A 25,018-nucleotide genomic window follows, 5' to 3' on the forward strand; every position below is an offset into this window, starting at 1 on the left:
CTCCATCCTGCGCGGTAATAAAAAATAATATGGATGTACTACGGGTGCTTTAATTTTTGCCTGCTTTAAACTTTTACCAAAGCTTCTGTAACCCTGGCAAAACCGGTTATCTCAGCAATAGAGTATCCTTTTGTGGCTATTAGTTTTTTACAAACTCATAGCTTTTTTTGCGCTGCATGTTTTTAATCTGCTGCTGTCCCTGTTTTTTTTAATGCTACGATGCCCTTATGCTGTAATTAGCACGAAATTTCAAAAAAGCTTTGTACATAGCAGGCCATACAAATCTCTTTTCAAAAACGTTGCTGTATTTTTGCTGCGATCATTTTAGCTACTTTTTCCCCGTCCATTGCAGCGCTAACTATACCACCGGCATAACCGGCGCCCTCTCCGCAGGGATACAGATTTTTTATTTGAGGATGCTGTAAGGTGTCCTGATCTCTTGGTATCCTTACCGGTGATGAGGTACGCGATTCGGTGGCTACCAATACAGCTTCATTCGTATAATACCCCTTCATTTTTTTGCCGAACTCAACAAAAGCTTTTTGCAGGGCACGATGTATAAAAGCTGGCAACACCGTTTTTAAATCGCTGCTGGTAATACCCGGCAGATAAGAGCAGGCAGGTAACGAAGATGAAAATTTATTAGTACAGAAATCCACCATACGCTGGGCCGGGGCTTTTAATCTACCGCCACCTGCAATAAACGCCGCTTTTTCGATGTCCTGCTGAAACTGCAACAAAGCCAGCGGATCATTGTGGACCTTTTGGTTTTTGATAATGTCGGACAGCTGTACCTGTACGACAATGCCAGAGTTGGCATATGGGTTATTTCTTTTGGATGGGGACCAGCCGTTCACAACAATTTCATTATGACCTGTGGCGGCAGGAGCAATAATGCCACCCGGGCACATACAAAAGCTGAACACTCCCGTATGGTTTACCTGTTGTACGAGGCTGTAAGATGCCGGGGGAAGATATGCACCCCTGCTATCGCATTTATATTGAGCCTGGTCAATAAGACTTTGCGGGTGCTCGGCCCTAACGCCCAATGCAAAGGGTTTGGCCTCTATTAAAATATTTTTCTGCTGCAGGAGGCAGAAAATATCTCTTGCCGAGTGGCCTGTTGCCAGTATGACCGCATCTCCCTCAATGGTTGCACCAGACTGTGTTTTAACGCCGGTAATACTGTCTTTATGGATAACCAGGTCGACCAGTTTTTGTTCAAACCATACTTCTCCTCCGCAATCCATTATTTGTTCGCGCATGGTGGTAATGATCTTGGGCAGTTTGTTAGTACCGATATGCGGATGCGCATCATATAAGATATTTTCTTCAGCGCCGAACCGAACAAAAAGACCAAGTATCCTGTCTATATCACCCCGCTTATTGCTACGGGTGTAGAGTTTGCCATCACTGTAAGTGCCGGCCCCGCCTTCACCAAAGCAATAATTGCTTTCGGGGTTTACAATGCCCTGTTTATTCATGGCTGCCAGATCCCTTCTTCGCGATTTTACGTCTTTGCCTCTTTCTAAAAGAACAGGTTTTATCCCCAGCTCTATCAATTGTAAGGCAGCAAAAAGGCCGGCAGGGCCGGCGCCTGCAATGATCACCTTTTTATCTGCCCTGCTTACATCCCCGAAATGGGCACCCTGTATTTTGCGCGGTTGTGCCGGTTCATCAATGTAGGCTAAAATTTTTAAGTTGATCCGGGCCTGCCTGGCACGTGCATCAACAGACCGTTTTAAAATGGTAAACCCTGAAATGCTTTTAACAGGAACGGCTTCTGCTTCCGCAATGGAAGATATAATGGAGGCATCTTCAGATGCCTGCTGTGGCAATAGTTGGAGCTGAATAGTTTTCTGCATCTTGTTGTCAGGTTTTTATCCTGAAAGATGCAGCAAAGAAAAGAAGAAAAGTTGGCCTATCCTCGCATATAATCATTTTTTCGCTTTGTGTTGCACATAGCTTTCTGCAGCGTATAGGGAAAGACGCCCTTTTTTGGAGGAGGCCGCTATTGAGGGTTATCAACACTCATATTTACATATACAATTTTATACCGGTTGCCTTTTTTTCCGCCGCCATATTTTTTGCTGAGCAGCCAGCCGGCGCCTCCTATGCCTGTAGCTATAGCTACATTCCGGGCATTGCGGTCATCCAGCAGCGGTTTTGCTTTTTCAACAAACAGGCCGTTAAAAAGATTGAGAAAGGTATAGCCCAGGCCGCCGATAGCCGCATACCGGCCCAACTGGCCTATATAATGGTTCTTATAGCTGCTTTTTGGGGTATATATGTATTTGATATTTTTATAATGAAGCTGTAAAATATAAGTGGTTACCGTATCATAATCTACTGTACCGAAAATGTTAGTATAGGGAGATCTTGTAAAATATCGCAGGTAAATGCTATCATGAGCTATTTTATGGATCAGGGCATCATACCGCCTGCCATCGGTGGCCATAAAAGAGATATTCAGTCCTGCATAATAATTCTTTACAGAAACACCATTGGGCTTTTTTACGGAAATGAAATCCGGTACCTGGGCATGGACCAGCAAGGTGACAGTTAAAAATAAGCAAATCAACGGCAGCCTTAACATTGCGCTAAAGGTAAAAGATATATATAATTGCGACGAACCAAATTTGTTAAAGCATTAAGAAATTTTACAGTTTCATTCTTTTAGTAAATTCAGGGTTAAGGTAAGGTTTTAGGTCAGAAAAAGGTATCCAGATATTTATTTCCCCATCGGCATACGGTGCAATTTCGTAAGGAACATATACAAAGCCAAGACCTGCCGGACTTAAATAAAAGTTGTTATTGGGTACCAGGTGCTTTACAAATAAACGTTGGTCCAGCGGCGTGGATAACGGCAGGCTATACTGCTGCCGGAAATACTGCTCCAGAAGCTCCTGCGCTTTCAGGGAGTCGATATGTACAATGTCCTTTAGGTCCAGGCGCCTTTGGGTATCGGCATCGAAACAATACATAGACGTGCCGTAGTTGCCGTGTGCGCCGCCGGTATAGGCATAATTAAAAATACTGAGCGCTATATAGCCATGCTGGTTGTAAATAATATTGCTCAAGGTTTGATATTCCCGGTTAAGAAAATAGTGGGGCGCTTTCTTATCAATACCAACAAGGCTGCTGTCTACATCGGAGTTATAGCCATCAACCGCGTCTTTAACCAGCGCGGCGGCTGTTTGCGAGAGCGACTGGCCGGTAAATTTTTTATCACCATTAGCAATAATCTGCTTCACCTGCTGGTTTAGCCAGGCGGCACCGGTATTATCATCAATAGCCGTAACTACTGTTACGGAGGACTTTAAAGTAGGCGTATCTGTTTTAAACTTTACGTATTTGGCTGAGTCAATATAAGACGCGGCATTAAAATGTAAGGTAGGCTGGCTGTTGCTTTCTTTCAGCTCAAAAGGGTAAGCTGCTTTCCCATCACCACTTCTCCATATGCCTGTTACTCCATCTTGATGAATGGCCATTGTAAGGGTAGGTGACTGTTCGGAGGTGCGGGTACTTACCTCCAACAAATAGATACTGTCTCCCTGAGTTTTATTCCAGTCTTTCGACAGGAAAATGGGTTGTCCCTGGTCTGCGTAGTAATAATTGGCATCCACTCTGTCATAACTTTTCAGGAAGTGCATGATGATGCGCTTTCCGGCAATGGAGCCTTCTAGCGTTTTAAAGAAACATTCATCAGAAAAGCTTTGTGCTGCCGGAGCTTTGGTAACAGGCATTTTGCTTTGGCCCGTATCTGTAGTTTTTTTGTCATTACTCCTGCAGGAAACGATGCATGCAAATAATAGAAATAGCAGAAAAATTCTGTTGCTCATAATGATAAGGGTTGTCGGGTACTGTATAATACAGATGATCAGATGATTTCTCAATAAAAATTCATGCCACAATACCAAAGCTCCCTTATCTGACTCCTGTAATATTTACGCAAACCGGTATGAAATGCTTCAGGCCAAAATTATAAAGAGGCATGAAAAGTTTCATCAAAGATTTTTGTTGGTCAAAAATAATAATAAATAGGCAAGAGAAAATTACAGAGTGCTCCTTAATTTTAATAATTAAAAATATTTTGTTTACCGGCTTTTATTTGCATAACATCTGTATTACCTGTATTTGCCGCGGCAGAACGTTCATCTTGCCATGCTTATATCGTTTGTTACCATTAACCGTCCTGCTCTTTTTTTTGATTACTTTCTTCCCGGCTGGTGCACAAACCGGTCTTATTGACACTGTACCATCACTTACCGAAGTAACCGTACAGGCTTTTGGGCAGCGGGCCAATATGGCCACTGCTACGGTAACTACAATAAATTATGTACCGCATTCTAATAAAACTTCCCTGTTAACGGATATAAATACCATACCGGGGGTAAGAATGGAGGAGCGCTCGCCGGGAAGTTACCGGATCAATATCCGGGGCAGCTCGCTTCGCTCACCGTTTGGTGTAAGAAATGTAAAGGTCTACTGGAATGATATTCCGCTCACCGATCCGGGCGGCAGCACTTATTTTAATCAGCTCGCGTTTAACAATTTTTCAACCCTGGAAGTGGTGAAAGGGCCAGTGTCAAGTATGTATGGAGCGGGCACCGGTGGCTTAATAGTAACAAAGAATGCTGTTGCTGGCAACAACGGTGTTTCATTAGAATATATTACCGGGAGCTATAACCTGCAAACGGTGCTGGCTTCAGCAGGCTGGCACAGAGAAAAACTGGGATCTGAAGTAACTTATGCCCATAATCAAAGTAATGGATACCGGCAGCAGTCTGCCATGAGACGTGATAACTTTTCCTGGACAGGCCATATAAAGCTTTCGTTGCGCCGGCATTTGTCCATGTCGGTTTTATATACTGATATGTATTACCAGACACCGGGGGCGCTTACCCTTGCTGAATATAAAAAAAATCCCAAAGCTGCCAGACCTTCCGCCGGCATTTACCCATCGGCTGTTGATGCTAAAGCAGCCATCTTTCAGAGGAACTTAACCGGTGGCATCACTTATAAGGATTCTTTTAATACCCTGTTTTCCAATATTACAACGGTTTACGGCTCTTACAATCATATTAAGAATAGCGCTGTCAGAAATTATGAAACCCGCAATGAGCCACATTTCGGAGGCAGGTCTGTTTTTACATTTGATAAAAAGCTTTCTGGCGGCCATACAATCAACTGGAATACCGGTGCTGAAGTACAATCGGGCCGTTTTAATATTCATGTGAGCGGAAATAAATCAGGAGTGCCCGATACTTTACAAACCAATGATAATGTATCAACTGTAATATATAGTCTTTTTACCCAGGCTTCCTTTACCGGGTGGTCTGACTGGGTTTATACTGCCGGTATGAGCTACAACAAAAGCAAAATAGATTTTCACCGGTTAAGCGATGTGCCTGCCCTTAACCAGCCAATTGCGTTTACGAGCCAGTTAGCGCCGCGCTTCTCTGTTTCGAAGGCTTTCAGGGGCTCGTTTTCTTTTTTGGCCGTAGCAGCCAAAGGGTATGCTCCACCCACTATTGCAGAGCTGTTACCCTCTACAGGGATGATCAATAGCGCTCTGGGAGCTGAAGCGGGCTGGAACTATGAGCTTACCCTGAAAAAACAAATATTTCGCAACGTTTGGCTGGAGGCCACCGGCTTTCATTTTGACTTAAAAAACGCTCTTGTGCAGCGCAGGGATGAATCGGGAGCTGACTATTTTACAAATGCAGGAAACATTAAACAAAAAGGTGCGGAGCTGTTTGCATCCTGTAATTTCAGAGACCGAACAGCCAGGCTGCTTCATTACGGGTATGTAAGAGCCGGATATACCTATAGCCATTTTCGTTATGGGCATTTTGTTAAAGAGGAAAATGACTTTTCCGGTAAATGGCTGCCGGGTGTTCCTTCACACACGGTCTCCGTGCTGGCCGATATTCAATTCAGGAAGGGCTTTTATTTAAACAGTACTTATTATAGGGCCTCTTCTGTTTTTTTAGATGATGCTAATACCGCCGTAGCAAAAGCGTACCATTTACTAACGGCAAAACTGGGCTATGGCTTTTCTGTTAATAAGATCAGGCTGAATGTATATACAGGTGCAGACAACCTGCTGAATGAGACCTATAGCCTGGGTAACGACATCAATGCGGCGGCAGGCAGATATTACAATGCCGCCCCTGTAAGAAATTATTACGTTGGGGCAGCAATAAACTTATAAAGAACACGGGGTCTTTGCTCTTATCTGAAAACAGCCGTGGCCATATTGGCTGATTCATAGGCCATCTTCAAATTGTATTCGGTAGCTATTTTTTTGATATTGATCAGGTCTACAATCGTTCCTATAAAACACAAGCCTGCGGTGAAAAAGTATAATATACCCAGGCCAATATCGCCTACAATGAGCCTGTGTATGCCTGCAAATCCAACGAAGCCTAAAAGCGCCAGCACTAATATTAAAGTACGGTCTTTTCTTTTGCCCTGGTAAATAGACAAAAAAGTGTGTTGCTGCTGTTCGGTCATGTTTTTGGTGAGATTTATAATAGTGGTCATTTCATCATACTCCATATCAGGAAACATTCTTAAAAGTTGTTGCTGGTCCATAATTGTTTGTTTTGTTGATGGTATAAATTGCTTTACAGCTTTGATAAAATATGATTAAGGTAGCCGGTATTCCTAAAATATGTTCCTGCACCGACTTCCCGAATTCAAAATGAAGCGTATAATGAATGGCATGCCCTAAACCACATCCGGGGCACCAGTCAATACCCAGATTCTTTAAGAGGCAAAGAGAAGCAGTGCTCTTGGAGTTCATTAAGCCTAAAGCTATTAAGGACCCGTTCCAAAGAATTACCTCACTATATTTTCTTAAAAACCGGAGCATTGCTTTATTTTTTATTTTGTAAAGTTACCTGCTATACGTTTGCCGGCATATAAATCATCGGTGAATTGCAATGAAATAACGGTGAAATGGTGAGGAGGGAATGTAAAATGTAGAATATTAAATGTTGAATGTAAAATAGTTAAGTGTCCGACAGTATCCAGCGTCAAGTAACCAGTATCCTGGTTTGAGGGTTTACCGCTAAACATTGAATATTGATATATTGAAAATTGAGTATTGAATATTTCCCGATTGTGTATAGAATATCCGAACACTCAATATTCAATGCTCAACAATCAATGCTCATTTTTTGTTTGCCAAAGTTGCTTCATAGTCTATCGTCTAAATACTGTTGTCTGAGTACTAACTAAGCTTTCAGCTACCTGCCTTTATTTCCTCGTTGCCCATTTGATCATCTCTTTCCAGGTCGGTTTTTTACCGTACATTAAGATGCCGGTTCGGTATATTTTTCCTGCAAACCAAACCATGAATAAAAAACCTGCTACCAGTGATGCCATACTTAATGCCAGTTGCCAGTAAGGAACGGTGCCCGGTACTCCGTAAGCTACACGAGCCATCATCACAATGGGAGAGGTGAAAGGTATAATGCTGGTCCATACTGCAACAGAGCTGGTGGGGTCTTTCATGGCAATGGTAAGCATAAAAATGGCGAATATGATAATGAGTGTAATAGGAAAGGAAAGCGATTGCGCCTCGCGAACATCTTCGTTTACCGCGCTTCCCACTGCTGCATAGATGGAAGAATAGAAAAAGAAGCCGCTCAAAAAGTAAAAAGCAAACAGCGTTAGCAGCAGGCCCATGTTAACACTGGTAAAGATCTTTTGAGCGCCACCTACCACCTGTGCCATAGAAGGATTGGCATCTACCGCCGCTTTGCTTACATTGTAGATGATGAACACAAAAGCGATCCACAATAAAAACTGGGTCAGTGCCACGAGGGCAATACCCACTATTTTACCAAGCATCAGCTGAAACGGTTTCACCGAGGATACCATTACTTCAGCTATGCGGTTGGTTTTTTCCTCCATTACGCCCATCATCACCTGCGATCCGTAAATAAGCAGGATAAAATAAACAAGAAATCCTGCTGCATAACCAATGATCATGGCATTGGTGCCGTCAGCATTTTTATCCTGCATATTTTCTGCCGATACGTTCAGGTGGCTGTCGGCAAGGGTTTCACGTTTTTCAATGTCAATACCCAGCTCTTCATACTTAATATCGTTCCATATGCCGTTGAGCTTGGCCTGTACCGCAGGCATAGCACCTAAAGTACGGTTAGATTTTATAGAAACAACGGCAGAAGATTTGGAAACCATCATGCTGGCTGGTATTACGGTATAGCCATCGTATCCTTTGCTCTCAAAATTTTGAGACAGGTGTTCAGGAGCGTCGCTTACCAATGTAAGTACGCTGGAGCGGTCTTCTGCATTTGCTTTTTCTATTTTTTCAGCAGTGAACTTTCCGGATGAATCCACAACTGCTATTTTAAGCACAGTAGAGGATTTGGCGCCAATATAGCCCGTTCCGAAAATTAACCCGAGGTACAGTAACGGGAAAAGTAAGGTAGATATGATGAAGGTTTTTTTTCTTACACGGGTAAGAAATTCACGTTGTATAATTAAAAGTGTTTTGCTCATTATTTGTGTTTGGGTGATGATTAATGTATTTCCTGGAACCTGCGTGCTAATGGTGTTCCTTCTACCTGGCGGATAAAAATGTCGTTAAGACTGGGCAATATTTCATTAAAAGATTCTATAAACGCCCCATTACCCAGGAGGTATTGTAAAATTTCATTGTTGCTTTTGCCTTCCTGCTTCTGAATAATAATGTTGTTATCGCTTCTGCCTTTTACAATAAATACATCATTATCCGTAATGTCATTGCCTCCGCCCTTCAGCGAAATGCTGTAAAGGTGCTCTTTAAATTCCTGTTTTACCTGGTTCACGGTGCCGTCCAGTATTTTATGGCCCCGGTTCACCAATACAATATGGTCGCAGATCTCTTCTACCTGCTCCATACGGTGCGTGCTGAAGATAATAGTAGCGCCTTTTTGAGCAAGATTGAATATTTCATCTTTTATCAGGTTGCTGTTTACAGGGTCGAGACCACTGAAAGGCTCATCCAGTATAATCAGCTTAGGATTGTGCAGCACAGTAGTTACAAATTGCAGTTTTTGCTGCATTCCTTTGGAAAGGTCCTCCACTTTTTTATTCCACCAGCTTTCCATTTCAAATCTGGCAAACCACTCTTTAATTTTTGCAGTCGCTTCTTTTTTACTGATGCCTTTGAGCTGTGCGAGGTAAAGCGTTTGCTCGCCTATCTTCATTTTTTTATAAAGGCCGCGCTCTTCCGGCATATAGCCAATTTTGGCAATGTCGTTGGCGGGGTCAAATGGCCGGCCATCAAAAATAATAGAGCCGCTATCGGGATAAAATATCCCTGTGATCATTCGTATCAGAGTGGTTTTACCGGCACCGTTGGGTCCCAGCAAACCAAATATCTGCCCCTGCTCAATGCTCAGGCTAATGTCATCTACAGCCTTTTGGGTGGCAAAATATTTTTTCAGATTTTTTACTTCAAGTACCGGCATGATAACTGTGTTTATATATTAGAGTACGGCAAAGATAAAATGTTACAGCTTCCGGTAGTTTATTTTACATACGGGTAAACTGGTCTTTAATTCACTTTTCGTTATTATTATTGCTTTAATAACAGGACTGTGGCTAAATAATTGTTCATTTCCTGCAACTTTGCACCTTATCTTAATGTGTATGAACAGAAAACTATTTACTTTTTCGGTTATTTTAACAGCAGTTATCGTTTTAGTGTCCGGCTGGGGCTTTTTGGTGCACCGTACTGTGGCACAGCTGGCTATTTATCAGTTACCTAAACCTATGCGGTCTTTTTTTTATGTAAATAAAGATTCTTTGGTATATAGTGCTCCCAGACCCGATATCAGGCGTACCCAGGATGAAACCGAAGGTAGCAAGCATTATATAGATATGGAGCGTTTTGGAGAGAATGCTTTTAAAGAAGTGCCGCATGATTTTAATGAAGCGGTTGACAAATATTCTTTAGACACATTAAATAAATACGGTACGCTACCTTATGTAGTGGTAGAGTATATGGACAGGCTTACCCATGCTTTCCGTTCTCAAAATGCCGATAGTATTGTATTTTATGCGGCTGATTTAAGCCATTATATTGCTGATGCACATGTGCCTTTGCATACCTCTATCAATTACGATGGACAACTGACCGGGCAGCACGGCCTCCACGATCTTTGGGAAACCACTGTTCCTGAAGTAGAAATTACCAACTACACCCTCAGCAGCCGTCATAAGGCGAAGTATATTGAGTCTGTATCCGGTGAAATATGGAAGATTATAGAGCATACTTTTTCTTTGCTTCCCGAAATGTTTGCAAAAGAAATCGAGATTTCCAAAAACTTTACCGATTCAACCAAATACCATTGGGAGGTTCGTTGGGGAAAGAACCGGCGTTTTTATACCAGCGAGTTTGCTAAGCAATATTCGAAAGCTTTAAAGTCTTCGATCAACGATCAGCTGGTGGCCTCTTCTAATGCAGTGGCCGATTTTTGGTACACTGCCTGGGTAAATGCCGGAAAACCAGATCTAAGTAAATTACTGAAAGCGCCTTATCATAAACGTGCATTTAAAGCTGAAAGAAAAGCATTTCTACGGAATGAGCTGGTTAGAAAGAAAATATTGATTGCAACACAAAGAATGATGAAGGATTAGAGAGGTCGGAGGTCCGAAGGCAGAAGTCGAAAGTAAGTAGCTGCCATCGTACCTCGGACTTGCGACTTAAAATATTATGACCCGCATCGGACTTATATCAGACACACATGGTTTTTTAGATGAAAACGTGTTTAAACATTTTGACCAATGCGATGAGATATGGCATTGCGGGGATTTTGGAAATTCGACCGTAGCTGACCAGTTGCAGGCTTTTAAGCCTTTGCGCGGTGTTTATGGTAATATAGATGGTGCAGACATCCGCAACCGGTTTGGAGAAGTGCTCACGTTTCATATAGAGCAGGTAAAGGTAATGATGAAACATATCGGCGGCTACCCGCCTAAATATAATCCCGAAACCAAAAAGCAGGTAATTGCTGAAAAACCGCAGCTCTTTATCAGCGGGCATTCGCATATTCTAAAGATTATGTACGACGATACTTTGCAGTGCCTGCATATGAACCCCGGCGCTGCCGGAAAACAGGGCTGGCAAAAAGTAAGGACCCTTATCCGCTTTGTGATAGACGGAGCTGAGTTTAAGAACTGTGAAGTAATTGAGCTGTAGGTTGGTGAATGGTCTAATTGACCACTCATATCACATTTAAAACCATCCTCTTCCCTGTCCCACTTCTCTGAAAGGCCATGGAATAGTAGCCAGCATGATAATAAGAGCAATAACGTAGAATAAAACCGTTTTACGATGCTTGGTACTATCGGGGATGTTCTTCTTGGCAAAAGAGCGGCCAATATGTACTAAAATAATGGCAACGATCATTCCTAAAATATGCTCAACCGCAAAAAAACGGTAAACAGGGGCTTTCATAATATCGCCCATAGGCATCTGCTGAAACAGTTTCAGGCCAAAAGTTCCGGTAAACCATTGTACCAGGCCGATCAACAGGTTAATGTCGCAAAAGATCATTAACAGCAAACCTGCGGTCGCATGGCCTTTGGTAAAAGGCTTGTTACCAGCACCCAGGCTTTTAAAAATAGCAATTAAAAACATCAGCAATATTGCCCAGCGTAAAAAGCTGTGTAAATGTAACAGACCTGTTTGCATAATTTCCGAAATTTTGTTATTTGCGAAAATAGGCATTTGTCCGGTATTTTAATTGTTGCGCGAAAGCATTTACTTTGCAGCACTTAAATGATTTTGATTATGGCTTTAGTAGCTCCTTCTTTATTGGCGGCTGATTTTTTAAAACTTCAGCAGGAGGTTGAAATAATAAACAACAGCGCAGCAGACTGGCTGCACCTTGATGTAATGGATGGTATGTTTGTTCCCAATATCAGCTTTGGGCCGATGGTGATTGAGTTTGTAAAGAAAATAGTAAAAAAGCCCTGCGATGTGCACCTGATGATAGAGCAACCAGGCCGTTATGCGCAGGAGTTTAAAAATGCAGGTGCCGATCATTTAACGATCCATATTGAAGCCTGCCCTATGCTGCACCAGGATATTACCCAAATAAAATCGTTGGGTATGAAAGCGGGTGTGGCAGTTAACCCGCACACTCCTGTTTTTTTACTGAGCGATATTTTACATGAGATAAGCATTGTAAACCTTATGAGCGTGAACCCGGGTTTCGGTGGGCAAAAATTCATTCCATACACATTGGAAAAAATAAAACAGCTGAAGAAAATGATCTCCGAGCGAGGCCTCGATGTGTTGATTGAGATTGATGGCGGCGTTACGATTGATAATGCCGGGGAGATCATTGCTGCCGGTGCAGATGTGCTGGTAGCCGGAAGCACGGTGTTCAGGGCAAAAGATCCTATAGATGCAGTAGCAAAGCTAAAGTCAGTATAAATATAAAAGCCGCCAGCTGCGTTTGACGGCAGGGATATATTTTTATAGTTGCTGCTGCTCAAAATCAAACCTGCCTTTATTCCCATAGGCAGCAAAAGCAACAGGATCGCCATAAGGCCCTAAATATTTTGCGCTTCCAAAACCCAGCAAAGGATAAAAGACGAATGGCAGAAATATAAGTCCGGCAGTAAAGCCTTCGCTTTTACCAAAGCTTTTTGTCAGCATATTAGTGGCCCAAATTGCAAAGATGATGTTGATACCAGGGATCAACATGATAAGTATCCACCACCAAGGCTTACCCACAATTTTTAAAAGAATGATTGTGCTGTAAACAGGTATAATAGATTCCCATCCCTGGTAACCGGCTTTTTGGTAAATTTTCCATATTGCCACAATGATCACGATTGTGAAAATCAAAAATGGAACAAAGAAGACCAACTGCCAAATTCCTGAAAAATCATTCATAAGCATTGTTTTAAAATGTAAATGATTCGAAACTTACTTGAAATTTTTCATTCATAAAATTACACAAAGAATGGATGTGAATTTTATAAAAAGTTCCCTGCCTGCCGGCTCCTGGCTAAAAAAAATAAATATACAAGAGCAATTTACAACAATAAGTTGAGCCTGTCCATCGCTTTTTTAAAGGATCTATTACCGCCATTTATTGCCAAAGGTATCCCAGGTAGTAAGGCCTATTTTAAACTGGAGAGGTGTCTGGAACTGGTTGGCAAACGCGCTTGAAGCATATATGCCCAGCTTTACTTTTTGAAAATTCTGGAAGGGGAGCTTAAATACCCGTTCAATTCCCGCGAGGGCTTCCACATATTGAAGTTTTCTTTCCGGCGCTATTAAAAATCCGGCTCCTGCTACCTCTCTTAACCCTATCTTTTTAAACAACGGAACCTTGTTAAGGATCGCCCCGTTAAACTCATGGAAATAATGCCCTTCATAAAATCTTTTGAATACGGGGAACGTAGAGTCCATCGACTGGAAGGCTTCGTTAGGATTCATAAAAAAAATTGGGTCGCCGCGCCGCTGCCATTTATAGTCTACCAGCTGAAGGTCTTTTGTGTTTAAAAAGCTTCCCGATTTAATAGTGTATTGCGCATTGCCTATTAATCCCATTCGCAGGTATTGCCTGATGCCCAGTTCTGTATAGTCAAAGTCTACCTCGCTTCCCAGCAGGTGTGGTATGCCCTTGCGCCATTGCATATAAAATGTGGGCCATCCGGGGTCCAGTATCACTTTCTCCAACGGCTCGCGCATATAGGGCTGAAAAGGGGTATAGCTGATCTCTACATTCCCATAAAGTGCATTGTAAGCGTTAAAGGCAGGGGCTGTTCCTGTACCTTCTCCCACCACATTATTGAAAATAGTATCCACAAAATTGTACGTTTTGTAGCCGGCCAGGCTTCGCCTTAAAGCAATGCTGAGGTTTGTTTTTACATACAGACCGTTGATGAGCTCCCTGCTCCATCCCCCGCCTATTGAATTATCCAGGTAATAATTAGTACGTTTGAGCTGGTTGATCCATGCATCGCCCGAGTAAATGGCAGCAAAATCCCTTGCTATGCTGATATGGTATGTTGCCTGGTTAAAAGCATTATATCTCCTGGATAAGCTAACGCGGCCATTCACATCTTTGTTCAGGTAACCATAGCTGATATTGCTGTTAAGGCTTGTTATTTTTCTCAGGCTATCGGTTTTGTAAAAGGAAAATGGGAGCTGCGTTCTGTATCCGCCAAAGCTGAAGGAAATAGTAGAGGTAATAGATGGCAGGGTGTACCGGGTGCCTTTTTCGTGATAACTCAGTGTCTGGCCTTTATATAAAATATTTTTCCAGTTGGCTTTGTTGTTTTTTTTATCAATAGAATCAAGGTAGGCCTTGCTACGTACAACGGCAGAGACGCTGTCGGTATATTGTATGAGCCTGATCTCTTTTTCGGTAAGGGGCACTGTTCTTACAGATGCCCAGAAAGCGCTGTCCCTGCGATAGGCATCTCTTGTGGCAGCGCTTACTTCAGGTCCGAAATATTTTTTGTCGAATTTTTTATTCAGCTCAAAATTTTTGTAGGTAACGGTGGTTGTTCCCGATGCTGTAAGCCGCCGGGTATTGGAGCGATAAGTAAAGGTTTGCATGGTGATCATCCATGCCCGGTTATCTACCCAATCATATTGCTGCTCCACTTCAAAAAAATCGTATTCAGGCAGGTGGTATTTAGGAAAAGAAATCTTCGACCTCAAAATGACCCATGCGCTGTCATCAATAACCATTTCTCCGCTAACTGTGGCATTGCTAAGGCCGCCGGGCTTAATACCGATCGTATAAATATGATGGTTGCCCTTTTTTTCAACTTTTATCGTTTTGTATTTGTAGGCCATTAAGCCGCTATAGCTAACAGGCGACAGGAACGGGGTTACTGATAATGCCGGTACCTTTATAAGATTGTCATAAAAATCAAACCGGCCCTGCGTTACCGATAAATAAAACAGATGGCGTGTATTTCCCCTGCGTGTAACACCCTTACGCTCTTCTTTAAACCTGGAGGAGCTTTCATAATCCAGTCTTAAATAAATTTCGCTCATAGATAGCGGTGGTGGAGCAGGTTTGATAGCGCTGTCTTTGTTTGCTTTTCTCTTTGAAGCGGCAGCAGTGGCTGAATCTTCACGAATGGCTTTAATATAAACATCACAGCTGTAAGCACCCGATGCCGCTTGTACAGCTTCTTTATGCCGGATCACCTGACGGATATATTCTTCGGCCCTGTCCCGCGCTTTACCCCGCACTGTTACGGCTGATAAGTTTTGGATATCTTCTTCCAGTATAATAGATTGTTCTATGTTTTGTTTATTAATTACCACTTTTACAGAGCGTGATTGGTAACCTATCATTGAAATAACCACCTCATAAACGCCGCTGCTTAACTCAAAGCTGAAACTGCCATCGTCTTTGCTGAGTATACCCGTACGGCTGCCTTTAAGCTGAACACTGGCAAATGCGAGGGGCTCCAGCCGGGCATTGGTGATCCTGCCTTGGAGTGTATACTGTGCTGTAACAGCCTGGCCTGCAATGCAGCATAGTAAAAGCAGTAAAGTTTTCATGGGTGCAAAACTGTACTGATTGTTCGATCCTGATTGATAAGCATTTCTTAATTAAAAAACATTTAACAGAATTCACATTTTGTTAATAAGTTAATTTCTGTTCTTTTGAATAGAAAAAATATATTTGGAAAAGAAGGGCAGGCATCACGCAATATGCGAGATGACGCAAAATAAACCGGTTGCCCTTTGCCGGGAGCTTTAATCGTAAACTACAAAGCATTGACAGAAGCAATTATTAACCTTGAAACTGTTAACCCGCTTGATTTTTTTGGGGTTAACAACGCTAAGCTCGACATCCTTAAAAAGAAATTCCCGTTACTTAAAATTCTTTCGCGCGGCACCCAGCTAAAATTGAGCGGCTCTCCCGAGCAGATACAGGCAGCCACTGAGAAAATTAAGCTGGCTATTTCTTATTTAGAAAGAAATGGCAGCATGAGTAACAATTATTTCGACCAGATACTGGGAGGAGACGATGCAGAAGTGATTGACAATTTTATGGAACGCAATCCTAACGAAGTATTGGTGTTTGGTCCTAATGGCAAAAGCGTTAGAGCCCGTACAGCAAACCAGAAACGTCTGGTGCAGGAGGCTGAAAAAAACGATATTGTTTTTGCCATTGGTCCTGCGGGTACAGGTAAAACCTATACGGCAGTAGCGCTTGCCGTGAGGGCATTAAAGAACAAGCAGGTAAAAAAGATCATTCTCACAAGGCCGGCAGTAGAAGCAGGTGAAAGCCTGGGCTTTTTACCCGGTGACCTCAAAGAAAAAATTGATCCGTATTTAAGACCCCTGTATGATGCACTGGACGATATGATACCAGCTGATAAGCTGGGCTATTTTATGACAACAAGGGCTATTGAAATTGCACCGCTGGCCTATATGCGCGGCCGTACTTTAGATAATGCCTTTATTATCCTGGATGAAGCGCAGAATGCTACAGACCTGCAGTTGAAAATGTTCCTAACCCGTATCGGCGCCAATGCAAAAGCTATTATTACCGGAGACATGACGCAGGTAGACCTGCCTAAGAACCAGCGTAGCGGCTTAAAAACAGCTGCCCGAATATTACGAAATATACCCGGTATTGGTTATATCGAGCTGGATGAAGAAGATGTGGTAAGGCATCGGTTGGTAAAAGCTATCATTAAAGCCTATAATGCCGAACATGAAAGAACAGCAGAAAGCGACCGGGAAAAGTCATAAAGGTAAAATCCATTTTACCTTCAAAGGTATCCGTTTAGGCGGATGCCTTTTTCTTTTTTGTATAGCAGCCTGCGCCGGGAAAAATTATGATGCTGATTACAGTAAGATACATAACTTAAAATCCTTACTTAAAAATGGAGATGTTATTGTAAGAAACGGTACCGATGAAATAAGCCGTACGGCACGTAGCTTCAACCGGAAGGACAAGACCTATTCCCATTGTGGTATTATCCAGATTGAAAATGATACAGTATTTGTATACCATGCTTTGGGAGGCAGCTATAACCCTTCTCAGAAACTGCTGAGGCAGGCACTGGAAGCATTTTGTGATCCGGGTGCAGTAGATAAGATCGCTGTATTCAGGTATCCGTTGGATCAGAAAGAAGACCATATGCTTACTGCGTGGCTACATGATCGTTATGCCGCAGGCCTGCCGTTCGATATATTCTTTAATTTTTATACCGATGATCAGATGTATTGCAGCGAATTTGTGTTCAAAGCCCTGGATATTGCCAAAAACGGTACATTGCTTCGGCTTTTGCCTGAAGACACGGGTCCGGTCTATGTTTCAATTGATGACCTGTATCTGAATGGGGAAGCAAAAGAAGTGGGGAAAATAACATTCTGAAGAAATCGGGGCCTTTCAGGCCGGAGCAGTGGTCGTAGGCTCTTTTTGGTTTGATCAGTTACGTACACCCGCTTTCAGTAATTACACTTTGGCTGCTGCTGTCTGAAGCAGTATATATAGCGTTTATATGTTTTTAAGCTTGGGCCAGGTCAGAGTGCATCGTTGCATATACTACCGCACCATACGGGACAGGTTTTATTCTTTATAAGACATGCTGCTGCCTGGAGTAAAGGAATAATATATCAGCATGTTCAGTCGCAAAATAAAATGGCTATCGTTACCGACAGCCATCAGTGATTTATAGTGAATCAGATAACTAAAGGATCAGCAGGGCATCGCCATAGCTAAAGAACCTGTATTTATCCTTAATCGCTTTTTTGTATGCTTCAACTGCCAGATCGTAACCTGCAAATGCGCTGGTCATGATCATCAGGCTGGTTTTTGGCAGGTGGAAATTGGTAACCAAAGCATCAGCAATATTGAACTCGTAAGGTGGATGAATGAACATATTGGTCCAGCCTTCCGAAGGCTTTAATAATTTTTGAGCGGTAAATGAAGATTCCATAGCACGCATAGTAGTGGTGCCGATAGAGCAGATACGGTGGCCGGTTTCTTTAGCTTTATTTACAATTTTACAAGCCTGCTCATCGATCCGGTAATACTCAGCATCCATTTTATGTTTGCTCAGGTCCTCCACCTCAATTGGGCGGAAAGTACCCAAACCGGTATGCAGGGTTATTTCGGCAAAGCGGATTCCTTTGATCTCAAGGCGTTTGATCAGCTCCCGGCTAAAATGAAGACCGGCTGTGGGAGCAGCTACAGCGCCCTCATACTTGGCATAAACGGTCTGATACCTTTCTTTATCATCCTCATCCGGCTTACGTTTAATGTATTTAGGCAGCGGGGTTTCGCCCAGTGCTTCCAGCTGTGAGCGGAAGCTTTCTTCATCTCCTTCCCACAAAAATTTGATAGTACGGCCGCGGCTGGTAGTATTGTCAATCACTTCGGCCACCAGCTCTTCATTATCTCCGAAATACAATTTATTACCAACACGGATCTTTCTTGCAGGATCCACGATCACATCCCAAAGACGGTTAGGCTTATTGAGCTCGCGAAGTAAGAATACTTCTATTTTAGCACCGGTCTTTTCCTTACGTCCATACATGCGGGCAGGGAATACTTTTGTATTGTTCACTACAAAAGCGTCTTTATCTTCAAAATAGTCCAGGATATCGCGAAAATGCTTATTCTCTATTTCCCCGGTGTGGCGGTGCACCACCATCATGCGGGCATCTTCTCTTTTCTTAGCTGGGGTTTGGGCAATAAGGTTAAGCGGAAGGTCGAATTGAAATTGTGAAAGCTTCATGTAAAGTAGTCTTTTTTTTATGTTTCAAAACCTTACGCCAGTTACGGTATAGAAGCTGAGGTTGGTGGTAAAAAGCCGGTAAATAAGGCATTTTTATCTCGCCGAGCCCCGGTCTTACGGCACCGGTTTTCGATTTTGTGGCTGCAAAGGTAATGTTTTTGCCAGTTTTTTCATAATTATTTTGTGAATGCATCATATTTTTTGAAAAAGACAGGAAGGCGAATCGGGAAAGCCGGCTGTTCAAAAAGATAATGAGCTTATTTTAACGAGTTCACTACCACAGAAAAATGTATCAACCCGCATAAAAGATAGCCGGCTGGAAGTGTATCTGCAAATCCAGCACCGAAGTATTGACGATCAAAGTATTAACAGGGGTATCCTGATAACACAGAAAACATCAAAAGCGATCACCGGTTTATTACCTGAAGGATTCTGTAAAAAAAATGAAAATATAATTATCTTGCACAAACGTTTTTGCTTAAACGGTAAGGCTTAATGATTTACCATGTAATGATCTTCTGCATGATATATATGGATGCGAATACCCAGTTTAATAAGTCAAAAACGATTGTTCATAATAAAAATGATACGGCGTATGAGAAAAGGTCTTTTCTTAAACGGTTCTTCATGCTGATGGCACTTTTGTTTTCAGCCTGTTTTTATTCATAAATAGCCGTTTATACCGGAATCATTTTATATCATCTGCTGGTAATACATGGTGTTGAATAGCTACATGCTTTATCTTTATCCCGTAGCTAGTACTTTAAACAATTAAAATTTTACCTTATCGGTCGCTGGTTTCTGCGAACTGCTTTTTATATTGTAAGATCTTCAGCATTTTTTCGGCAAATATTAAAAAGAGTGTCCAGGTCAATGGAGCCCAGAATTAACAATTAAACTTCTTTTATAAATGGAGCAAAATATTAAAGAACTTGCCCGTTTGATAGCTGAACAAGACGACCAGTTAGCTTTTGCAGAACTGTACAGGCATTATTTGCCCGGCCTTTTATCTTTCGTAGACTCTATAGTAAAAGACAGGCAACAGGCCGAAGAAATTGTGCTGGAAGTATTTACAAAACTCTGGGAAAACCGCAAAACAATTACTGAAGTTAAAAGTCTTTCCAGCTATTTATATACTGCCTGTAAATATACTTCTATCAGTTTCCTGAGAAAACAGAAGCATTGGGAATTTGATGAAATAACCGAAAGCGCCTCCTGGTCTCTTCTTACTCCAGAAAGTCAGCTTATATCTAAAGAAAATCAGCATCTTATTAATGATGCCATCAATAACCTGCCGGCTAAGTGCCGCCTGATCTTCAGGTTGGTTAAGGAAGAAAAATTAATGTATACAGAAGTGGCTGAATTACTGGATATATCGGTTAAAACTGTTGAGGCCCAGGTATATATTGCAACCAGAAAGCTGATCGAAATACTGAAAAAACCTTTCCCGGGTATTCGTTCCGGCAGTTCCGGTAAAAAAAATGTATAAATTTTTTTAAAAGCTTTTAAGGGATTTAAAACTTTTTTGCGACTTAATAATAGCATATTATGAATATGGACCAACAAAGGCTCATTACGTTATTGATAAAGAAAGAAACAGGAGCCATCAACCTGTCTGAGCAAACCGAGTTAACAGCTCTGATGAGGGAGGTGCCTGCTGCTGATATTGCAGGTGCTGTAAATGAGATTTTTAAAAGCACTGTAAGTTTTGAGGAAGCAATTCATAATGATTTTGTACAGCAATCTGTAGAAAGGCTACAGCAACATATAACGCCCTTATCCGTTAGCAGGAAAGTGCCAAAGCAGCGGAGTGGCTTACTGGTGAGGATAATGGCAATAGCTGCATCGCTACTGGCTTTAATAGGTTTGGGAAGTGTGTTTTTATTAAACAACAGTACACCGGCATTAAAACAAAATATCGTAGCTACACAAAAAGGGTCTAAATCGAATATTATTCTGCCCGATGGTACTACGGTCTGGATCAATTCAGATACGCGCCTTACTTATGAAAAGTCGTTTGGAGAGCGGAAAAGAGAGGTGACACTTGAAGGGGAAGCTTTCTTTGAGGTAGCGCATGACAAGAACCGGCCGTTTATTGTGCACACAAAGAATATGGATGTACGGGTGCTGGGTACAGTATTTAATGTAAGAGCCTATAATAATGAAGCTGAAGCGCAGGCCACGTTAGTGAGCGGATCGGTTGAAGTGCTGCTAAAGGCTAAGAACAATAAGAGAGTAATACTAAAGCCCAGTGAAAAGCTCATAGTGCAGAATGATTATCAGACGGGTAAGAGCCATAACATGCACGCAAGCAATGACTCTTCTGAAGTTGTATTACGGCAGGCCACCATCAGCCCGGTAGATTCGGCTATACTGGAAACACAATGGTTGAAAAGCAGCATCAGTTTCGACCAGCAGAAGTTACAGGATATTATTCCTATGCTCGAAAGCTGGTACCATGTAAAAATTACGGTAAATGACCAGGGACTGCTTCAAAAGAGGTTCAACGGGAAAATTGAAAATGAGAGCTTAAAGGAAGTGCTTCACCTTTTCAGCCTGGTGTCGGAACTGCATTATAGAATAGAAGGAGACAATGTTACTATTTATAAATAGGGCATTTTATAAACTAAAAAAACGATGCTATGACCAGGATAACTTAACTACCATTAAAAACAAAAAGGCAGGACTGCTGCAACATTCCTGCCCGGATAACGACGTTTGTCATTGCCTAAGCAATGGCCATAATCATCATTAATTGAAAAAACAAAATTATGGAAAAAAGCGATTGCCTTGCCACGGGCCGGCAGAGGTATGTATTTGTCAAACTATTTATGATAATGAAGCTCTCGGTTTTTCTTATTCTATTTACATCCTTCCAGGCTATAGCTATTAATGGAACTTCTCAAAAAAGGATCAATTTAGACCTGAAAGGTGAATCTATCATTTCTATACTAAGACGGCTTGAAAGACGATACGAATACCGTTTTTTTTATAGCGATGATGTGGCGCTCGACCGCCAGAAAGTAGATATGTATGCCAGCAATGCTACTATCGACAATGTGATGCAGAAGCTGCTTCAAAATACAGCGTACTCTTACAAAACAATGAGCCGCGATCTGGTTGTTATTATTGGCCATGAAGATAAAATGGCTAAGATGTATCCTATCAGGGGTAAAATTGTTAACGATAAAGGGGAGCCGCTCTCCGGCGTTACGGTAATAGAAAAGGGTACCACCAACGGCACCAGCACAAGGGAAGACGGCAGCTTTAGTCTCGACGTAAAAGACCAGGACGCTGTATTGATTATTTCAACTGTGGGATATACAACGCTGGAGTTGTCAGTAAAAAATGACGATTATACGAACATAATAATGACGGCAGTTGAGAACAAACTGGATGAAGTAGTAGTAGTAGGTTACAATACACAAAAACGGGCAAGCCTTACAGGCGCTGTTTCGGATATAAAAGGCGATGAGATCATCCGAACTAAAAATGAGAATTTACAAAATATGCTTACCGGGCGCTTACCCGGCCTTCGCGTATCACAGCGTTCTTCCGAGCCGGGCTCGTTTGATATGCAAATGGATATACGGGCGATGGGTACGCCACTGATTGTTATAGATGGCATACCGCGCGATATGGAAGCTTTTCAGCGGCTTGATCCCAATGATATTGATAATATCTCTATACTGAAAGATGCCACTGCAGCAGTGTACGGGGTTCGGTCTGCAAACGGTGTAGTAGTGGTAACCACCAAGAGAGGAAAGGCAGGGAAGAGTGAGTTGAATTATAGTGGTTCTTATATTTTCCAGTTTCCTTCAGGCTTGCCGGTTACTGTAGACGCAGCGGATAATATGATACTTCGGAACGAGCTTTCCATGCATAGGTTACAGGGGCAATCGCGTCTTTACAGCGATGAGCAGATAAATGCATATCTTGATGGTACAAAACAAAGCACCAACTGGAAAGATGCTGTTTTCAAAAAATATGGCCCGCAATCTATTCATAACCTGAGCGCAACCGGCGGATCAGACAAGATAAAGTATTATCTGGGCGCTGGTTATCAATATCAGAACAGCTTTTTTAATACGGATGATGTGAATTACAAAAAGTACAATGTTCGTTCTACCATCACCGCTAATATTACCGATAACCTGAAAGCAGAGCTGCTGATGAACTTTATTATGGATGAGCAGAATACTTCTGATGTTGACAGCTGGTGGATCATAAGAGCATTCTGGAAAGTAGGGCCATTTTTCCCGGTATATGCTAATAACGACCCCGCCAGGCTGAATTTCAATGATCAAAATGATGGCGATAACCCCGTGGCATATATTAACGGGGATATAACCGGCAGAAGAAAAACCAAAAGAAAATGGATGTCGCCCACGGCCAACCTGCGGTGGGATATCCCTTTTGTTAAAGGTTTATATGTAAAAGAACAGGTTTCTTACGACTGGACAATGTGGGATATGAACCATAACAGGAGAGAATATCAGGTGTATTCTTACGACGAGGCTTCAAAAACTTATAAAGGTGTTTACAGAAACTCGCCCAGCTATGCAGAACGAGGTATGATTACACGCGATCAGCTATTGTCGCAAACTTCGATCGGGTACGACAAAAAAATCAATGCCCATAATGTATCTGGGCTTTTGGTATGGGAAACCCAGAAAAGGACAGCGGATAATTTTAATGCGAGCAGGAACCTGATATTGCCGGTACCTTATCTTTTTGCAGGCGTTAGCGAAGGTCAGCAGGGAGGTATGAACGCAAGCGATATTTACGAGATGACCGGACTGGGGCTGGTAGGGGCGTTTCACTATGATTATGAAGGAAAGTATATCCTGGATTACAGCTTCAGGTACGATGGTTCCTCCAAGTTCGCACCGGGAAACCAATGGGGATTTTTCCCTTCTGTTGCAGGCGCCTGGCGCATATCGGAGGAAAACTTTTTTAAGAACATCTTCCCCTCTGTAGACCAGCTGAAGCTAAGGGCGTCTTACGGGCTTGTAGGAGACGATGCTGCTTCGGCCTACCAGTTTGTTTCAGGGTATAATTATCCAACCGGTGGGTCGGACAGAAGGTGGTTTACCGCGGGATACGTATTTGGTAATAGCTTTTTAGCCAGCGCAGATAATAAAGGCATCCCCAATCCCAATATCGGCTGGTTCGATTCCAGGACATTTAATGCTGGGTTTGATTTTATTGGCTGGAAGGGACTTTTAGGTATTACAGCAGAATATTTTGCCCGTAAAAGAGTGGGCCTGCTGGCGCAGCGTAATGGAGGTATCCCAACAGTTGTAGGAGCCGCGCTTCCACAGGAAAATATTAATAGCGACTTAACATCCGGCTTCGAGTTAGAACTGTCTCATAAAAATACAATCGGTCGCGATCTGCATTATGGTGTAAAAGGTATGGTGTCGCTGGTTAGAGTGAAGAGACTATACGTAGAAAGAGGCGCAATAGGCAGCTCCTGGAACAACTGGAAAAACAATCAGAATAATAGGCTGCAGGGCGTTTCGTGGCTATATAATGGTACAGGCCAATACCAAAGCTGGGATGATATCTGGAACAGCAAAATATTTGTGGATCCGGGAGTGTTGCCCGGCGATTATGCCTATGAAGACTGGAACGGGGATGGAGAGATTAATGAAAATGATATCCATCCTATGAGATTCAATCAGAATCCCTGGATGAATTTTAGCCTCAACAGTGAGCTGGCCTATAAGGGCTTTGATTTTTCCTTCCTGCTGCAGGGGCAGGCACTGTCTACCATCACCTACGGAGAGAAAATAATGAATCCCATGTGGGGAAGCGGTCCGTCCGGTATTTTAAGCGAGTTCCTGGACCGCTGGCGTCCTGTTGATCCTGCCGCAGACCCCTACTCAAGAAATACTCAATGGATAAATGGTACGTATGCGTACATGGGCACTAACCCGCGCGGCGGATCTACATTAAGCACAGTGAACGGAGCTTATTTAAGATTAAAAAATATAGAGCTGGGCTATAGCCTGCCAGCCACGCTGGTAAAACGCACAGGCCTTGCAGGCATACGGATATATGGAAGCGCCTATAACCTGCTCACGTTTACGAAAGTTAAGTTTGTTGATCCGGAGCATACGGATAATTTATATGGTTATATATACCCATTAAACAAAACAGTGTCCGTAGGTTTAAATGTTAGGTTCTAAAAAACGTAAATTATGAATATGCCACAAAATTCTTTACACTCAACGGAATTATTGAT

Annotated in this window: 20 protein-coding genes; 9 read left to right on the forward strand and 11 right to left on the reverse strand. The window is 42.4% G+C overall.

Translation table 11 applies throughout. The features are described 5' to 3' along the window. Positions 1 to 290: 290 nt before the first annotated feature. From ACYVBM_RS14310 to ACYVBM_RS14320, 3 genes are all read right to left on the reverse strand, one after another. Positions 291 to 1,865, reverse strand: a complete 1,575-nt coding sequence (locus ACYVBM_RS14310) for an NAD(P)/FAD-dependent oxidoreductase (protein WP_460686360.1) — start codon at positions 1,863 to 1,865, stop codon at positions 291 to 293. 146 nt (positions 1,866 to 2,011) lie between these two features. Continuing rightward, complete coding sequence (locus tag ACYVBM_RS14315; protein ID WP_460686361.1) at positions 2,012 to 2,596, reverse strand: hypothetical protein; 585 nt, start codon at positions 2,594 to 2,596, stop codon at positions 2,012 to 2,014. 64 nt (positions 2,597 to 2,660) lie between these two features. After that, positions 2,661 to 3,842, reverse strand: a complete 1,182-nt coding sequence (locus ACYVBM_RS14320) for a DUF3298 and DUF4163 domain-containing protein (RefSeq protein WP_460686362.1) — start codon at positions 3,840 to 3,842, stop codon at positions 2,661 to 2,663. A gap of 365 nt (positions 3,843 to 4,207) precedes the next feature. Between ACYVBM_RS14320 and ACYVBM_RS14325 the strand changes: the two genes are divergently transcribed. Beyond that, positions 4,208 to 6,217 (forward strand): TonB-dependent receptor, encoded by a 2,010-nt coding sequence (locus ACYVBM_RS14325; protein ID WP_460686363.1) that lies wholly within the window; start codon positions 4,208 to 4,210, stop codon positions 6,215 to 6,217. A gap of 20 nt (positions 6,218 to 6,237) precedes the next feature. Here ACYVBM_RS14325 and ACYVBM_RS14330 read toward each other — a convergent pair whose 3' ends face one another. The 4 genes from ACYVBM_RS14330 to ACYVBM_RS14345 all read right to left on the reverse strand — a co-directional run bounded on the left by ACYVBM_RS14330 (position 6,238) and on the right by ACYVBM_RS14345 (position 9,491). Beyond that, entirely contained in the window at positions 6,238 to 6,600 is a 363-nt protein-coding gene (locus ACYVBM_RS14330; RefSeq protein WP_460686364.1) for a TM2 domain-containing protein, read from the reverse strand. Further along, the gene (locus ACYVBM_RS14335; RefSeq protein WP_460686365.1) at positions 6,566 to 6,880 is read right to left on the reverse strand and encodes a DUF2752 domain-containing protein; all 315 of its coding nucleotides are present in this window, start codon (positions 6,878 to 6,880) and stop codon (positions 6,566 to 6,568) included. Before ACYVBM_RS14335 ends, ACYVBM_RS14330 begins: the two co-directional genes overlap by 35 nt. Before the next feature lie 386 nt (positions 6,881 to 7,266). Further along, positions 7,267 to 8,538 (reverse strand): ABC transporter permease, encoded by a 1,272-nt coding sequence (locus ACYVBM_RS14340; RefSeq protein ID WP_460686366.1) that lies wholly within the window; start codon positions 8,536 to 8,538, stop codon positions 7,267 to 7,269. Positions 8,539 to 8,558: 20 nt separating this feature from the next. Next, on the reverse strand, positions 8,559 to 9,491 hold the full coding sequence (locus ACYVBM_RS14345) for an ABC transporter ATP-binding protein (RefSeq protein WP_460686367.1): 933 nt from the start codon (positions 9,489 to 9,491) through the stop codon (positions 8,559 to 8,561). A 181-nt stretch (positions 9,492 to 9,672) separates the two neighbouring features. On the opposite strand from ACYVBM_RS14345, the gene ACYVBM_RS14350 reads away from it, so the two are divergent. Next, positions 9,673 to 10,662, forward strand: coding sequence for a zinc dependent phospholipase C family protein (locus tag ACYVBM_RS14350; protein ID WP_460686368.1), 990 nt, complete (start codon positions 9,673 to 9,675; stop codon positions 10,660 to 10,662). Between the two features lie 76 nt (positions 10,663 to 10,738). Further along, positions 10,739 to 11,224 carry a metallophosphoesterase family protein gene (locus tag ACYVBM_RS14355; RefSeq protein WP_460686369.1) on the forward strand — a complete coding sequence of 162 codons (486 nt, stop codon included), beginning with the start codon at positions 10,739 to 10,741 and terminating at the stop codon, positions 11,222 to 11,224. A 36-nt stretch (positions 11,225 to 11,260) separates the two neighbouring features. Here ACYVBM_RS14355 and ACYVBM_RS14360 read toward each other — a convergent pair whose 3' ends face one another. Further along, positions 11,261 to 11,719, reverse strand: coding sequence for a hypothetical protein (locus ACYVBM_RS14360; RefSeq protein WP_460686370.1), 459 nt, complete (start codon positions 11,717 to 11,719; stop codon positions 11,261 to 11,263). Positions 11,720 to 11,818: 99 nt separating this feature from the next. Between ACYVBM_RS14360 and rpe the strand changes: the two genes are divergently transcribed. Continuing rightward, entirely contained in the window at positions 11,819 to 12,466 is a 648-nt protein-coding gene (rpe, locus tag ACYVBM_RS14365) for a ribulose-phosphate 3-epimerase (RefSeq protein ID WP_460686371.1), read from the forward strand. A 42-nt stretch (positions 12,467 to 12,508) separates the two neighbouring features. Here rpe and ACYVBM_RS14370 read toward each other — a convergent pair whose 3' ends face one another. Next, complete coding sequence (locus ACYVBM_RS14370) at positions 12,509 to 12,931, reverse strand: DUF5684 domain-containing protein (protein WP_460686372.1); 423 nt, start codon at positions 12,929 to 12,931, stop codon at positions 12,509 to 12,511. Positions 12,932 to 13,120: 189 nt separating this feature from the next. Continuing rightward, a complete protein-coding gene (locus tag ACYVBM_RS14375) occupies positions 13,121 to 15,571 on the reverse strand; it encodes a DUF5686 and carboxypeptidase regulatory-like domain-containing protein (protein WP_460686373.1) in 2,451 nt (816 codons plus the stop codon). A gap of 219 nt (positions 15,572 to 15,790) precedes the next feature. Here ACYVBM_RS14375 and ACYVBM_RS14380 point away from each other — a divergent pair, with 219 nt between their 5' ends. After that, entirely contained in the window at positions 15,791 to 16,774 is a 984-nt protein-coding gene (locus tag ACYVBM_RS14380; RefSeq protein ID WP_460686374.1) for a PhoH family protein, read from the forward strand. Then, a complete protein-coding gene (locus ACYVBM_RS14385) occupies positions 16,737 to 17,402 on the forward strand; it encodes a YiiX/YebB-like N1pC/P60 family cysteine hydrolase (RefSeq protein WP_460686375.1) in 666 nt (221 codons plus the stop codon). Before ACYVBM_RS14380 ends, ACYVBM_RS14385 begins: the two co-directional genes overlap by 38 nt. A gap of 316 nt (positions 17,403 to 17,718) precedes the next feature. On the opposite strand, the gene queA is transcribed toward ACYVBM_RS14385, so the two are convergent. Then, positions 17,719 to 18,768 (reverse strand): tRNA preQ1(34) S-adenosylmethionine ribosyltransferase-isomerase QueA, encoded by a 1,050-nt coding sequence (gene queA, locus ACYVBM_RS14390; RefSeq protein WP_460686376.1) that lies wholly within the window; start codon positions 18,766 to 18,768, stop codon positions 17,719 to 17,721. Between the two features lie 910 nt (positions 18,769 to 19,678). Here queA and ACYVBM_RS14395 point away from each other — a divergent pair. The 3 genes from ACYVBM_RS14395 (at position 19,679) to ACYVBM_RS14405 (ending at position 24,962) form a co-directional block, all read left to right on the forward strand. Next, positions 19,679 to 20,257, forward strand: coding sequence for an RNA polymerase sigma-70 factor (locus ACYVBM_RS14395; RefSeq protein WP_460686377.1), 579 nt, complete (start codon positions 19,679 to 19,681; stop codon positions 20,255 to 20,257). Between the two features lie 59 nt (positions 20,258 to 20,316). Then, positions 20,317 to 21,381: a FecR family protein gene (locus tag ACYVBM_RS14400; protein ID WP_460686378.1), complete on the forward strand. Its 1,065-nt coding sequence runs from the start codon at positions 20,317 to 20,319 to the stop codon at positions 21,379 to 21,381. Between the two features lie 158 nt (positions 21,382 to 21,539). Continuing rightward, entirely contained in the window at positions 21,540 to 24,962 is a 3,423-nt protein-coding gene (locus ACYVBM_RS14405) for a TonB-dependent receptor (RefSeq protein ID WP_460686379.1), read from the forward strand. The last annotated feature ends 56 nt before the right edge of the window (positions 24,963 to 25,018 follow it).

This window comes from Niabella aquatica (assembly GCF_054779315.1).